14 protein-coding genes are annotated in these 13,869 nt (G+C 70.0%); 10 read left to right on the plus strand and 4 right to left on the minus strand.

All coding sequences use genetic code 11. The features are described 5' to 3' along the window. Nucleotides 1-48: 48 nt before the first annotated feature. From ACFQZQ_RS06530 to ACFQZQ_RS06555, 6 genes are all read left to right on the plus strand, one after another. Nucleotides 49-447 (plus strand): endonuclease domain-containing protein, encoded by a 399-nt coding sequence (locus tag ACFQZQ_RS06530; RefSeq protein ID WP_386811958.1) that lies wholly within the window; start codon nucleotides 49-51, stop codon nucleotides 445-447. A 125-nt stretch (nucleotides 448-572) separates the two neighbouring features. Beyond that, a complete protein-coding gene (hmgA, locus tag ACFQZQ_RS06535) occupies nucleotides 573-1,853 on the plus strand; it encodes a homogentisate 1,2-dioxygenase (RefSeq protein WP_386812555.1) in 1,281 nt (426 codons plus the stop codon). 329 nt (nucleotides 1,854-2,182) lie between these two features. Further along, nucleotides 2,183-2,569, plus strand: a complete 387-nt coding sequence (locus ACFQZQ_RS06540) for a hypothetical protein (RefSeq protein ID WP_386811959.1) — start codon at nucleotides 2,183-2,185, stop codon at nucleotides 2,567-2,569. A gap of 99 nt (nucleotides 2,570-2,668) precedes the next feature. Then, a complete protein-coding gene (locus ACFQZQ_RS06545; protein ID WP_386811960.1) occupies nucleotides 2,669-3,646 on the plus strand; it encodes a calcium/sodium antiporter in 978 nt (325 codons plus the stop codon). An 81-nt stretch (nucleotides 3,647-3,727) separates the two neighbouring features. After that, on the plus strand, nucleotides 3,728-4,966 hold the full coding sequence (gene nhaA / locus ACFQZQ_RS06550) for a Na+/H+ antiporter NhaA (protein ID WP_386811961.1): 1,239 nt from the start codon (nucleotides 3,728-3,730) through the stop codon (nucleotides 4,964-4,966). Between the two features lie 3 nt (nucleotides 4,967-4,969). Further along, a complete protein-coding gene (locus ACFQZQ_RS06555; RefSeq protein WP_386811962.1) occupies nucleotides 4,970-5,839 on the plus strand; it encodes an NAD-dependent epimerase/dehydratase family protein in 870 nt (289 codons plus the stop codon). A 103-nt stretch (nucleotides 5,840-5,942) separates the two neighbouring features. Here the strand turns inward: ACFQZQ_RS06555 and ACFQZQ_RS06560 are convergent, their stop codons facing one another. The 3 genes from ACFQZQ_RS06560 to ACFQZQ_RS06570 all read right to left on the minus strand — a co-directional run bounded on the left by ACFQZQ_RS06560 (nucleotide 5,943) and on the right by ACFQZQ_RS06570 (nucleotide 8,422). Beyond that, entirely contained in the window at nucleotides 5,943-6,836 is an 894-nt protein-coding gene (locus tag ACFQZQ_RS06560; protein WP_386811963.1) for a DMT family transporter, read from the minus strand. A gap of 3 nt (nucleotides 6,837-6,839) precedes the next feature. Further along, a complete protein-coding gene (locus ACFQZQ_RS06565; protein WP_386811964.1) occupies nucleotides 6,840-7,337 on the minus strand; it encodes an Mpo1 family 2-hydroxy fatty acid dioxygenase in 498 nt (165 codons plus the stop codon). Nucleotides 7,338-7,495: 158 nt separating this feature from the next. Further along, on the minus strand, nucleotides 7,496-8,422 hold the full coding sequence (locus tag ACFQZQ_RS06570) for a phosphoribosylaminoimidazolesuccinocarboxamide synthase (RefSeq protein WP_386812556.1): 927 nt from the start codon (nucleotides 8,420-8,422) through the stop codon (nucleotides 7,496-7,498). Nucleotides 8,423-8,587: 165 nt separating this feature from the next. Here ACFQZQ_RS06570 and ACFQZQ_RS06575 point away from each other — a divergent pair, with 165 nt between their 5' ends. Beyond that, nucleotides 8,588-8,920, plus strand: a complete 333-nt coding sequence (locus ACFQZQ_RS06575) for a J domain-containing protein (RefSeq protein WP_386811965.1) — start codon at nucleotides 8,588-8,590, stop codon at nucleotides 8,918-8,920. A 68-nt stretch (nucleotides 8,921-8,988) separates the two neighbouring features. Here ACFQZQ_RS06575 and ACFQZQ_RS06580 read toward each other — a convergent pair whose 3' ends face one another. Next, nucleotides 8,989-9,870: an outer membrane protein gene (locus tag ACFQZQ_RS06580; protein ID WP_386811966.1), complete on the minus strand. Its 882-nt coding sequence runs from the start codon at nucleotides 9,868-9,870 to the stop codon at nucleotides 8,989-8,991. Between the two features lie 189 nt (nucleotides 9,871-10,059). On the opposite strand from ACFQZQ_RS06580, the gene rpe reads away from it, so the two are divergent. From rpe to trpE, 3 genes are all read left to right on the plus strand, one after another. Then, nucleotides 10,060-10,749 (plus strand): ribulose-phosphate 3-epimerase, encoded by a 690-nt coding sequence (rpe, locus tag ACFQZQ_RS06585; protein WP_386811967.1) that lies wholly within the window; start codon nucleotides 10,060-10,062, stop codon nucleotides 10,747-10,749. Nucleotides 10,750-11,097: 348 nt separating this feature from the next. Next, complete coding sequence (yegS, locus tag ACFQZQ_RS06590) at nucleotides 11,098-12,096, plus strand: lipid kinase YegS (RefSeq protein WP_386811968.1); 999 nt, start codon at nucleotides 11,098-11,100, stop codon at nucleotides 12,094-12,096. A gap of 128 nt (nucleotides 12,097-12,224) precedes the next feature. Further along, a complete protein-coding gene (gene trpE, locus ACFQZQ_RS06595) occupies nucleotides 12,225-13,718 on the plus strand; it encodes an anthranilate synthase component I (protein WP_386811969.1) in 1,494 nt (497 codons plus the stop codon). The last annotated feature ends 151 nt before the right edge of the window (nucleotides 13,719-13,869 follow it).

The raw sequence follows: 13,869 nt of genomic DNA on the forward strand, positions 1-13,869 counted from the left end.
TGGAGCCCCTCTCCCAACGGGAGAGGGGTTGGGGTGAGGGGCCGAAGCATGGACGAACATTCACGACCACCGTTGCCTACCCTCACGCGCGACAAGGCGCGTGAGCTTCGGCGTGAGTCGACCGACGCCGAACACAAATTGTGGCGCCACCTGCGCGGTGGCCAACTCGGTGGACTGAAATTCAGGCGCCAGCATCCGATCCCGCCGTATATCGTCGATTTCTACTGCGATGCAGCGAAGTTGGTGGTCGAACTCGATGGCTCTCAGCACACGGAAGAGAATGATCGCGTGCGCACCCGGTTTCTCGAAGCACGAGGTCTGAAGGTGCTGCGCTTCTGGGACAACGACGTGCTGATGCAAACACAGGCGGTTTTCGAAGCGATCTTCAACGCCGTCGCACACCGAACCCTCACTCCAACCCCTCTCCCGGTGGGAGAGGGGCTTTAACGAACGCTCTCGAGAGCACGCGCATGAACAACGCCAATAATCCTGCCGGCAACGACAGCGACTCACGCGATAGCGGAGTCGCCCTCGCTGCGCGCGATGCCCACCGCATCGCCGCCGCCGGCTACCTGTCCGGCTTCGGCAACGAGTTTGCGAGCGAGGCGGTGCCCGGCACCTTGCCGCTGGGCCAGAACTCGCCGCAGCGCGTCGCCCACGGCCTGTACGCGGAGCAGTTGTCGGGCACTGCGTTCACCGCGCCGCGCGGCGAGAACCGCCGCAGCTGGCTGTACCGGATCCGCCCGGCGGCGATGCACGGGATGTTCGCGCCGTACCCGCAGCCGCGCCTTCACAACGACTTCGAGGTCGGCCCGCTGTCGCCGGACCAGCTGCGCTGGAACCCGCTGGCAGTGTCCGAGGCGCCAGTCGATTTCGTCGACGGCCTGTACACGATGGCCGGCAACGGCTCGCCGGCCGCGCAGCACGGCGTGGGCGTGCATGTGTACGCCGCCAACCGCTCGATGGCCGGGCGCTATTTCTACGACGCCGACGGCGAGCTGCTGATCGTGCCGCAGCACGGTCGCCTGCACATCGCCACCGAACTGGGCGTGCTCGAGGTCGAGCCGCAGGAGATCGCGGTGGTCCCGCGCGGCGTGCGCTTCCGCGTCGAGTTGCCGGACGGCGCGGCGTCGGGTTACGTCTGCGAAAACTTCGGCGCGCTGCTGCGCCTGCCCGACCTCGGTCCGATCGGCAGCAACGGCCTGGCCAACCCGCGCGACTTCCTCACGCCGAACGCGGCCTACGAGGACGTCGAAGGACAGTTCGAGCTGATTGCCAAGTTCCAGGGTCACCTGTGGCGAGCCGACATTGGCCACTCGCCGCTCGACGTGGTCGGCTGGCACGGCAACTACGCGCCCTACAAGTACGACCTGCGCCGCTTCAACACCATCGGCTCGATCAGCTTCGACCATCCTGACCCGTCGATCTTCACCGTGCTGACCTCGCCCAGCGACACGCCGGGCACGGCCAACCTGGACTTCGTGATCTTCCCGCCGCGCTGGCTGGTGGCGCAGCACACGTTCCGTCCGCCTTGGTTCCACCGCAACGTCGCCAGCGAGTTCATGGGCCTGGTGCACGGTGCGTACGACGCCAAGGCCGAAGGCTTCGTGCCCGGCGGCGCGTCGCTGCACAACTGCATGAGCGGCCACGGGCCCGACGCGGCCACGTTCGAGAAGGCCAGCGCCGCGAACCTGTCCCAACCCGACGTGGTCGGCGACACCATGGCCTTCATGTTCGAGACCCGCGCGGTATTGCGACCGACCCGGCAGGCGCTCGATGCCGCGCATCGGCAACGCGATTACCAGGCCTGCTGGACCGGCTTGCAGAAGCACTTCGTCGCGCCATCGCGCTAGGCGGGCGTCGCTTCGCGTCGCGTTCACGGTGCGTGGCTAGGCTGCAGGCTGCCTCGTGCCTGGATGTACCGATGAAGCATGTGTTGTCACTGGGCTTGCTTGTCCTGTCCCTGGCTGCGTGTCGCGGCGAAGCGCCCGCCGACAGCGAACCTTCGGCCGCCGTGCCCACGCCGGCGCATCAGCCGGCCGAAGACGTGCCCCCGGCCACCGCGCCGCCTGCGATCAATCCGCCAGCGGGCCCCACACCCGGACCGGCGCCTGCCGCCGGTGCGATCAGTTTCTCCGGTTTTGGGCCGGCGAAGTTCGGAGACAGCGCCGAAGCCGTGCGCATGGCCTGGGGCAAGGACCTCAAAGTCGATACCCCCTCCGAGCCGGGCGGTTGCCACTACCTGTATCCGCTGCCGCGCCCCCAGGGCGGCTATGGCGTCGGCTTCATGGTCGAGGGCGACAAGTTCGTGCGCATCGACGTCGACAGCGCCGACATCGTCGCGCCCGGCGGCGGCAAGCGCGGCATGAGCACCGACGACATCCGCCGGTTGTACCTGGGCCGCGTCGAAGCGAGCCCGCACGAGTACACCGATGGCCAGTACCTGAGGATCCAAGATGCCGCGGGCGGCAACGGCGTGCTGGTGTTCGAGACCGACGAGGCCGGCAAGGTCGGCGACTGGCACATCGGCGTGCCGCCACAGGTCGACTATGTCGAAGGCTGTTCGTGATCCGCTGCAGCGCAACGGCGGCGCGCGCTGCACGGCGCGCTGGACGCGGCCGCGCGGCATCGGCATAGAATCGCCGAACTGACGGGAAGGGGTGACGCAATGTTCGAAGCCATCGGCTGGTTCGTACTGGGGCTGGTGCTGCTCGCACTGGGCGGCGACTCGATCGTCAAGGGCGCGTCCGGGCTGGCGCAGCGGATCGGCGCGTCGCCATTCATGGCCGGCCTGGTGCTGGTCGCGTTCGGCACTTCGTTGCCGGAGATTGCGGTCAACCTGCACGCGATCGCGCGCGGGCAACAGGCACTCGCGTTGGGCAATGCAGTAGGCAGCAACGTCGTCAACTTCGGCTTAACCCTGGGCCTGGCCGCACTGGCGGCGCCGCTGCTGGTGCGCTGGCGTGCGCTGAGCACGATGCTGCTGGTGCTGATCGTCGGCACCGGCGCCCTGATCGTGATGGGCCTGGACGGCGTGCTGTCGCGGCTCGAAGGCATCGTCCTGCTGCTCGCGTTCGTCGCCGCGATAGCGTACGCGGTGGTGCGCAGCCAGCGCGAGACGCCCGAGCTGCAGGCCGAGATCGCCGCGTTCGCGCGCACCGGCACCGACTTGCGCCTCAACCTGCTGCGCTTCGCGATCGCCGCGGTGCTGCTGTATTTCGGTTCGCGGCTGGTGGTGGTGAACGCCCCGGTCCTTGGCGCAGGCTTGGGCCTGTCGATGCTGCTAACCGGGCTGATCCCGGTCGCGATCGGCACCGCGCTTCCGGAAGTCGCCGCGGCCGTGTTCGCCGCGCGCCGCGGCCAGGGCGACATGGTGGTCGGCCACGTGATCGGCTCGAGCGTGTTCAACGCGCTGGTGATCGTCGGCGGCATGGCCGCCTGGAACATGCTGCCGCTGCCGGGCCTGCTGGTGCGCTACGCGTTGCCGGCCGCGCTCGCGTTCGCGCTGGTGATGTACCCGATGCTGCGAGGCGACATGCAGGTCAGCAAGCGCGAAGGCGTGATCCTGTCGGTCGGTTTCATCGCCTGGCTGGCGTTCGAGTGGTGGCTGGTGCAGGGCGCCGGTGCGGTGGCCGCGGTCGGCTGAGCGGGATGCTGCGTCCGGCCGCATGATCGCTCGCGCTCGCGCGCGGGCGGGTGTGGCAAACCCCGTCGATATACTGCGGCGATGACCGAACCCCTCCCCGCCGCCGCGCGCGGCCGGCCGCTGTCGCGGCGCGCGGCGCACGCCCTGGCCGAATTCTTCCGGCTCGAGGCCGCCGGCGGCATCGTCCTGATCGCCGCCGCGGCGCTGGCGTTGATCGCCGCGAACTCGCCGTTGCAATCCGCCTACGAAGCGTTCCGCGGCCTGCCGGTGCGGATCGGCGTCGGCGAGTTCGAGATCGCCAAGCCGCTGCTGCTGTGGATCAACGACGGCCTGATGGCGGTGTTCTTCCTGCTGGTCGCGCTCGAGATCAAGCGCGAGGCGCTGACCGGCCAGCTCGCCGGGCGTGAGCAACTGGTCCTGCCGCTGGTGTGCGCGAGCGCGGGCGTCGCACTGCCGGCCTTGTTCTTCGTCGCGCTCAACCAGGGCGATGCCGCGGCGATGCGCGGCTGGGCGGTGCCGACCGCGACCGACATCGCGTTCGCGCTGGGCGTGCTCGCGCTGCTGGGTTCACGCGTGCCGGTGGCGATGAAGCTGCTGCTGTCGACGATCGCGGTGGTCGACGACCTGATCGCGATCCTCATCATCGCCGTCTTCTACTCACACGGGATGTCGGTGGTCGCGCTGGGCTGGGCCGGCGCGGCGCTGCTGGCGATGTGGCTGCTCAATCGCCGCGGCGTGACCGCACTCACGCCCTACCTGCTGCTCGGCGCGGTGCTGTGGGTGTGCGTGCTGAAGTCGGGCGTGCACGCGACGCTGGCCGGTGTCGCCACCGGGCTGATGATCCCGCACGTCAACCGCCACAACGCGATCGACGACGAGGTCGAGCACTCGCCGCTCGAATACCTCGAACACGCGCTGCACCCGTGGGTCGCCTACGCGATCCTGCCCCTGTTCGCATTCGTCAACGCCGGGCTGGTACTGGGAGGGCTGGACGCGGGCGACGCGCTGGCGGCATTGCCGCTGGGCATCGTGCTGGGCCTGGTGCTCGGCAAGCCGATCGGGATAGTGGCAGCCGCGCTGCTGATGCGCGCGCTGGGCTGGGCGCGGTTCCCGGCCGGGATGGACCTGCGCGCGATGATCGGGCTGGGCCTGCTGTGCGGCATCGGATTCACCATGAGCCTGTTTATCGCTTCGCTCGCGTATCGCGATCCGGCGCGTTACGAGGAGGCGGTGCTCGGGATCCTGGCGGCGTCGGTCATCGCCGCGGTGGTCGGCTTCGCCTGGTTGCGCGCGGTGTTGCCCGCGCGCGCGGGGCGCTGACCGGTGCGGCACGCGTTGGTGTTCGGCGGCAGCGGCCAGATCGGCCAGCCGTTGTTGCCGCTGCTGCGCCGCGACGGTTGGCGGGTGACCGCGCTGTCGCGCAATGCGCATTCCGATGAACCCGGCCTGCACTGGTTGTGCGGCGGTTTCGAGGCGCTGCCGCCGTTGCCGGCGCGCGTGGATGCGGTGTTCAGTTGCGGGCCGCTGGACGTGTTCGCGCGCTGGTACGCACAGACGGGCATCGAGGCCGCGCGCGTGGTCGCGTTCGGCTCGACCAGCGTCGACAGCAAGCGCGGCTCGGCCGATGCGCGCGAGCGCGATGTTTCCCAGCGCCTGCGCGATGGCGAGGCCGGCGTGTTCGCGACTGCACAGGCGCGCGGCGCGACCGCGACCGTGCTGCGCCCGACTCTGGTCTACGGCGCCGGCCGCGACGCAACCCTTACCCGGATCGCGCAACTGGCGCAGCGTTGGCGGCGTTTCCCGTTGCCGCGCAACGCACGCGGGCTGCGCCAGCCGGTGCATGTCGACGACCTCGCCGCGGCCGCGTTCGCGTGCCTGGAAAGCGCCGCGGCGCCCGGCCGCGCGTATGCGTTGCCCGGCGGCGAAACGCTGACCTATCGCGACATGGTCGCGCGCGTGCTCGCGGTGCTGGAGCCGCCGCCGGCGCTGGTCGAGTTGCCGTCGCCGCTGTTCAACCTCGCGCTGCTGGCCGCGCAAGCCAGCGGCCGCGCGAGCGGCCTAGGCGAGGCTGCGGTGCGGCGCATGCGCAGCGACCTGGTGTTCGACATCGCCCCGGCGCAGCGCGACCTGCGCTACGTGCCGCGCGCGTTCCGGCCGACCGCGGAGATGTTCGTCGCGCGCAACGATCCGTAAGGCGGGTTTTCAACCCGCCGTCATGCACCCGCGAATGCCGCTGGGTGCGCATGGCGTGGCTGGCGCGGCACGCGGGTATGGCGATGGCGGGTTGAAAGCCGCCCTACGCCGCCACCGGGCGCGCCTTGGTCATCGCCCGCAGCGCGATCACCAGCACGCCGCCGAGCACCATCGCGCCGCCGAGCAGCAACCGCGGCCCCGGGCGGTCGCCCCAGAACGCGATGCCCAGGCCGACCGCGAGCACCGGCACCAGCAGCAGCCACGGCGTCACCTGCGCGACCGGGTGGCGCTGCACGAGCACGTAGTACAGGCCGTGGCCAAGCAGCGACGAGACGAAGGCCGCGTACAGCGCGCCGAGCCACGCGACCCAGCTGGCCTGGGGCAGCAGCGCCAGCGCGCCGGGCTCGACCAGCGCGCTGACAGCCAGCAGCGGCAGCACGCTGGCCAGCGCCATCCAGCCTTGCTGGCTCCAGACGTCGAGGTCGCGCAGCGGCTTCATCAGCACCGTGCCGATCGCCAGGAACAGCGCCGACACCAGCATCAGCACCAGCGCCAGCGGCTGGTCGAGCACCAGCGGGTCGAAGCCGAGCACCAGCACGCCGCCGAAGCTGATCGCGATCGCCAGCCCGGTGCGCCAGCCGAAGCGCTCGCCGAGCACCACCCAGGCCAGCAGCGCGGTCATCGGCACGTAGCTCTGCAGCACGATCGCCGGCGACGACAAATCCCCGGCCAGCTTCAACGCCGAGAAGCTCAGGCCGAAATGCAGCACGCCGATGCACAGGCACGAGGCCAGCAGCCGCGGCCATTGCCCGCGCGCGGGCCGCTTGAGCACGAACAGCAGCGGCAGCGCCAGCAGCGCGAAGCGCAACGCGGTGAACAGGAACGGCGGGATTTCGCGCAGCGCCAGCGCCGAGGTCAGGAAGTTGCCGGCCCACGCCAGCGCGATGAGCAGGACCAGCGCGAGGTCGCGTCCGTGCAAACCGCGCGTTGTCGCCATCGCTCAGTACGCCCAGCCCAGCTTGCGGTAGAGCTTGGCCAGCACCCAGGCCGGGCCGATCAGCAGGTAGGTGAGGTCGGTCAGGAAGCTCGGCTTGCGGCCCTCGATCTTGTGGCCGAGGAACTGGCCGATCCACGCCACCACGAACACGCCCAGCGCCAGCCACAGCAGGGTGCCGGCGCCGAGGACGTCGTACAGCGCGCCGGTCAGCAGCGCCATCAGCACCAACATCGCGATCATGCCGAGCCCGAGCCGGCGCGAGGCGCGGTAGTAGAACAGCGCCGCGGCGAACATCGCCACGCCGGCCCAGGTGCCCGGCCGGAACAGCGTGCCCGGCGACGGGATGCACCACAGCAGCGCGATCACGCTCCACGCGATCGCCGGCACGCAGAACACGTGGATCAGCTGGTTGGTCGGGTTGCGGTGGTCGTCGGAGTAGCTGGCGAACCAGCGGTCGATCGGGCGGGTCGACGTCTGGCTACGGTCGGTCGCGACGTTCATGGCGGCGGTCTCCGGGGTCGCGCGCGGTGCGCGGCAGGCGTCGAGAATAGCTTGATCGCGAACCCGCCGGCGCCGGGCCGACCGCGGCGGTCGGCGGCAGCGGACACCCATGCGCAGGCGTGTCTCGCGGCTGAAGCCGCTCCCCCAGAAGCCTGCGCTCAGTCGACGCTGATGCCGGCCAGCTTCTGCAGCGCCTCGGCGTACTTCGCGCGGGTGCGTTCGATCACCTCGGCCGGCAGGGCCGGGCCGGGCGGGGTCTTGTCCCAACCCAGCGCTTCCAGGTAATCGCGCACGAACTGCTTGTCGTAGCTCGGCGGGCTGGTGCCGACCTGGTACTCGTCGGCCGGCCAGTAGCGCGACGAGTCCGGGGTCAGCATCTCGTCCATCACGTACAGACGGCCGTCGACGTCGGTGCCGAACTCGAACTTGGTGTCGGCCAGCAGGATCCCGCGCTGCGCGGCGTAGTCGCGCGCGTACACGTACAGGCGCAGCGTCGCGTCGCGCACCTGCTCGGCCAGCTCGGCGCCGACCGTGCGCACCGCGGTGTCGAAGTCGATGTTCTCGTCGTGGTCGCCGACCGTGGCCTTGGTCGACGGGGTGAAGATCGGCTCGGCCAGCTGCTGCGCCTGGCGCAGGCCGTCGGGCAGGGCGATGCCGCTGATGCGGCCGGTGCGCTGGTAGTCCTTCCAGCCGCTGCCGATCACGTAGCCGCGCGCGATGCATTCAATCGGCACCGGCTTGAGGCGCTTGGTCACCACCGCGCGCTGCGCGTACAGCGCGGCGTCGACGCCGGCCGGCAGCACCGACGCCACGTCGATCCCGGTCAGGTGGTTGGGGACGATGTGGCCGGTCTTGCCGAACCAGAAGTTGCTGATCTGGCACAGCATCTCGCCCTTGCCCGGGATCGGGTCGGGCAGCACCACGTCGAACGCGCTGAGCCGATCGGTCGCGACCATCAACAGGTAGTCACCGGCGGGCGTGCCCGGCGGTAGCCGGTCGGCGGGCAGGTCGAACACGTCGCGGACCTTGCCGCGGTGGCGCAGCGGGAGGCCGGGCAGGTCGGAGCGGGACAGGGCAGGTCGCAGCTGGGTCGTCGACAACGCGGGAATCCTTGGTGGCACGCGCTTGCTGGCACGCGGACCCTGCCGTCACCGCGCGCGCAGGCGCGACAGGGCCGGGCAGTGTACGCCTGTCGGGCGCGGCCTTGCAGGTAGACTGGCGCCCGGATTTCCGCGAGTTTCGCGCTGCCCATGAAACGCTGGTACGGCAAATTGCTGGGCTTCTTCGCCGGTGCCGCGCTGCTGCGCGGCAACCCGCTGCTCGGCGCTGCGCTGGGCCTGCTGATCGGCCACGCGTTCGACAGCGACTGGTTCAAGCTGCGCCGCGACAACCCGTACGCGGCGCTGGGGCTGACCTCCGACGCGAGCGACGCCGAGATCGACCAGGCCTACCGCCGCCTGATCTCGCAGTACCACCCCGACAAGCTCGCCGGCGCCGCCGCCGAGCTGCGCCAGCACGCCGAGGCCAAGGCGCGCGAGATCAACGCCGCCTACGACCGCATCAGGACCCTGCGCAAGCGCTGACCGATCGGGAGAAGGGCTGCGCCCACGCTAGCCTGCGAACCGGCGCGTCGGCCGTCCCCCCGAGAATCCTAGAAGCGGTAGACCGCGGTCAGCCGCACGCTGTCGAGGTCGAAGTCCTCATCACTGCGCCGGAAATCGGTGCCGTTGGGGTTGCTGCGGATGAACGGGTTGGTCGGCGGCGCCGAACCCGGGCCGACCCGCACGCGCGCCTCGTCGTCGTCGAGCCGGGTCGCCAGGTACTCGATGCCGACCGCCAGAAACTCGCCGATCCGGCGCTCGTAACCCAGGCCGAACTGCGCGCCCGAGGCGTCGCTGTCGCCGTTGGCGGTAAAGCTGTTGGCGGTGTTGCTGGTGCTGAAGAAGTTCTCGATCTGCGCCTGCGCATAGCCGCCGGTGGCGTAGAGCAGGTTATTGCCGCCGTCGCCGAACGCCCAGCCGACGCGGCCGCGCATAGCGGCGATGCCGTCGACCTTGCGCAGCATCGTGTAGCGCGCGGGGGTGGTGCTGAACGACGTCACCGCGTCGCGCGCGTCGTTGACGCCGTACTCGCCGACCACGCCGAACACCCAGTTGTCGACCTGCCAGTCGTAGCCGACGCGCAGGCCGAACTCGGCACCGCCGCTGTTCTCCGCGCAGCCACCGGCCGGGGTCGGGGCCCGCGCCACGCCATTGCACGAGCCCGGCGAGAATGCATCGGCGCCGGTTCCGGTGCGCACGGTGTCGTCGAAATTGCCGTCGAGGTTGGTGTCGAACGCGATGCGGTCGTTGCCGTCGTCGGGCTCCATCACGCCACCGGCATAGCCGCCGACGTAACCGCCGCTCCAGTCGCCCGCCGATTGGGCGAGGGCCGGGGTGGCGATGATCGCCAACAGCGCGGCGCACAGCGATGCTGGCGGCAACGCGCGCGGGCGCGGCAAATCGATCCGGGGTGACTTCATGGTTGGCTTCATCGGGTCTCTCCTGAGGGTCGCGTCCAAGCCGCAGCCGGGGTGCTGCGTGACGAACAAGTGAGCAGCAGCCCGTGATTCGGCCACTGCCACCTCGATCGGGTACGGCGCCTCGACCACGGCGGATGCATCCGAGGTTTCACCGGCGGCGGGTGGGGGCGACAATGGCCGCCTGTCCGCCCGAGCGCCGCCATGCAACCGACCGTGATCGCCCCGTCCATCCTCTCGGCCAACTTCGCCCGGCTCGGCGACGAGGTCGATCGCGTGCTCGCCGACGGCGCCGACTGGGTCCATTTTGACGTGATGGACAACCACTACGTGCCCAACCTGACCATCGGCCCGCTGGTCTGCGAGGCGCTGCGCAAGCACGGCGTGACCGCACCGATCGACGTGCACCTGATGGTCGAGCCGGTCGACCGCATCGTCCCGGACTTCGCCAAGGCGGGGGCGTCGATCATCAGCTTCCACCCCGAGGCCAGCGCGCACGTGCACCGCACGATCCAACTGATCAAGTCGCACGGCTGCCAGGCCGGGCTGGTGCTGAATCCCGGCACGCCGGTGGAGGTGCTCGACTGGGTGCTCGACGACCTCGACATGGTGCTGCTGATGTCGGTCAACCCGGGCTTTGGCGGGCAGTCGTTCATCCCCTCGACGCTCGACAAGCTGCGCCGCGTGCGGCAGATGATCGACCGCAGCGGCAAGCCGATCCGGCTCGAGATCGACGGCGGGGTCAAGGCCGAGAACATCGCCGAGATCGCCGCCGCCGGCGCCGACAGCTTCGTCGCCGGCTCGGCGATCTTCAACGCGCCCGGTGCCGACCAGCACGGCTATGCCGAGGTGATCTCGCGGATGAAGGCGGCGGTGGCCGCCGTGCGGGGCTGAAGTCCGGCAACGGCAGAAGCAACTCTCCCCCAGCCCCTCCCTGTCAGGGAGGGGAGCAACAGCCCGCGGATGCTCGAGCAAGCGCCGTGCTCCCCTCTTTGGAAAAGAGGGGTCGGGGGAGATTTGCTCTGGCGCGAAGCAAGAAAAAGGCCGGCCTCGTCCTGAGGCCGGCCTTGCGAATATTGGAGGCAATCCCGCCTCCGCCCGTCGTCCCTGATATGGACTCTGATCCTCCGCGCGCGCGATGACCGCGGCATGACAAGCACGCGCTTGCGAAGGGCTGATTTCACGATGTTTTATGAACACGCTGCTAGCCTGCGGCCATCCTTTCGATGGACGACCCGACGCATGAAAGCACCGCGCTGGCGCCTGATCCTCAACGGCAAGTCCGCTGGCGACGAGCCGCTGCGTGGCGCGGTGCAGGCGCTGCGCGCGCGCGGCGTCGCGCTGAGCGTGCGCGTGACCTGGGAAGCCGGCGACGCCGAGCGCTATGTCGCGCAGGCGATTGCGGAGGGTGTCGACACCGTGGTCGCGGCCGGCGGTGACGGCACCTTGAGCGAGGTGGCGACCACGCTCGCGCACCGCGACGAGTGCGCTGACGACCTGCCCAGCCTCGGCCTGGTGCCGCTGGGCACCGCCAACGATTTCGCCGCTGCAGCACTCATCCCCGATGCCCCCGATGCCGCGTTCGAGTTGATCCACGCCAGCGCCGCGCAAGCGGTGGACCTGTTGCGCATCGATGCCCACGGCCAGACCCACTGGTGCGCGAACCTCGCCAGCGGCGGCTTCGGCACCCAGGTCACGGTCGAGACCGACGACGGCCTGAAGAAGATGCTCGGGGGCCTGGCCTACCTGATCACCGGCATCGCCAAGCTCGGCAGGATCGAGCCGATCACCGCGCGCATCCGCGGCAACGGTTTCGACTGGAGCGGCGACTTCATCGCGCTGGGCCTGGGCAACGGCCGCCAGGCCGGCGGCGGCCAGGCGTTGTGCCCGGACGCGGTGATCGACGACGGCCTGCTCGACCTGACCATCGTGCCGGAGCTGTCGGGCGAGGTCGGTGCTACCGTCGGCACCTTGCTGACCGAGGGCCGGAACGCCGCCCTCGACCGGGTTGCGGTGCGCGCGCAGCTGCCGTGGGTCGAGATCGAATCGACGCAACCACTGACGCTCAACCTCGATGGCGAGCCGCTGGAGGCGACGGCGTTCCGCGTCGAGTGCGTGCCGCGCCGCGTGCGCATGCACCTGCCGCCGGGCTGCCCGCTGCTGGCGGTGCCGGGCAACCCGCTGCCGCTGGCGGTGGACGACGACGCCCCGGAGCCGGGGCCGGTGATGGTGCCGGCGTGAGCAAGGTGCACGCGAAGCCACATGTGTGAATTACAGCAGGGCGATCGGTTTTTTTCTCGTCATTCCTGCGAACGCAGCCCCACACCCCCGCTGGCATACTGCCCGGCCCCGTTCCGCGCGCCGCCCGCATGCACCTGACCGCTGACCAGTTCCGCCAGCTCGCCGAGGCCGGCCACACCCGCATACCGGTGGTGCGCGAGGTGCTGAGCGACCTCGACACGCCGCTGTCGGTGTATCTCAAGCTTGCCGATGGCCCGCACACCTACCTGTTCGAATCGGTCGAGGGCGGCGAGCGTTTCGGCCGCTACTCGATCATCGGCCTGCCGGCGCAGCGCGTGTACGCGTTCGCCGGGCACACGCTGTTCGTGACCCAGTGCGGCGAGCTGGTCGAGTCGCGCGTGGTCGCCGACCCGTTCGCCGAGGTCGAGCGCCTGCGCAGCGAGCATTCGGTGCCGAAGATCGCCGGCCTGCCGGGCTTCACCGGCGGCCTGGTCGGCTGGTTCGGGTTCGAGTGCATCGGCTACATCGAGCCGCGCCTGGCGACCGCGGAAAAACCCGATGAACTCGGCACGCCCGACATCCTGCTGATGCTCAGCGAGGAGGTCGCGGTGTTCGACAACCTCAAGGGCCGCCTGTACCTGATCGTGCATGCCGACCCCAGCCAGCCGCAGGCGTACGCGCGCGCCAACCGCCGCCTCGACGAGCTCAGCCACCGCCTGCGCCATGCCGGCGCCGGCTACCCGGAAACGCTGGACCCGAACGGCCTGGACGAAGCCGACTTCGTCTCCGGTTTCACCCGCGAAGGCTTCATCAAGGCGGTCGAGAAATCCAAGGACTACATCCGCGCCGGCGACATCTTCCAGGTGGTGCTGTCGCAGCGCCTGAGCGTGCCGTTCAAGGCGCGCCCGGTCGATGTCTACCGTGCGTTGCGCGCATTGAACCCGTCGCCGTACATGTACTTCCTCGATGTCGGCGAGATGCAGGTGGTCGGCTCGTCGCCGGAAATTCTCGTCCGCCTGCAACACGACGCCGCCGGCAACGGCCAGGTCACCGTGCGCCCGATCGCCGGCACCCGCCCGCGCGGCGCCACGGCCGAGGAAGACAACGCGCTGGAGGCCGAGCTGCTGGCCGATCCGAAGGAACGCGCCGAGCACCTGATGCTGATCGACCTGGGCCGCAACGATGTCGGCAAGGTCAGCCAGCCGGGCACGGTCGAGGTCGGCGAGCAGTTCGTGATCGAGCGCTACAGCCACGTGATGCACATCGTCAGCGAGGTCACCGGCAAGCTGAAGGCCGGCCTCAGCTACGCCGACGTGCTGCGCGCGACGTTTCCGGCCGGCACCGTCAGCGGCGCACCGAAGATCCGCGCGCTGGAAGTGATCCGCGAGCTCGAGCCGATCAAGCGCAACGTGTATGCCGGCTCGATCGGCTACCTGGGCTGGCACGGCGACGCCGACACCGCGATCGCGATCCGCACCGCGGTGATCCAGGACGGCCGCCTGCACGTGCAGGCCGGTGCCGGCATCGTTTACGACTCCGACCCGCAGAAGGAGTGGGAGGAGACGATGAGCAAGGGCCGGGCGCTGTTCCGCGCGGTCGCCGAGGCGGCGCGCGGACTCTGAGGATGCGGGCGGGGCGCGCGCCTGCCGCCCGTCGCTCCAACTGTGCCGCCGCCCTGTCCCGCGTCGCCGCCGGTGACCGTCGCGCGCGGTCGCCAACGTTTCTTTCACACAACGGGGAATTCAATTCAGGCGTCCAGCGTCAGGCCGGAGC

It is taken from the genome of Lysobacter koreensis, assembly GCF_042677045.1.
GTDB classification, from domain to species: domain Bacteria; phylum Pseudomonadota; class Gammaproteobacteria; order Xanthomonadales; family Xanthomonadaceae; genus Lysobacter_K; species Lysobacter_K koreensis.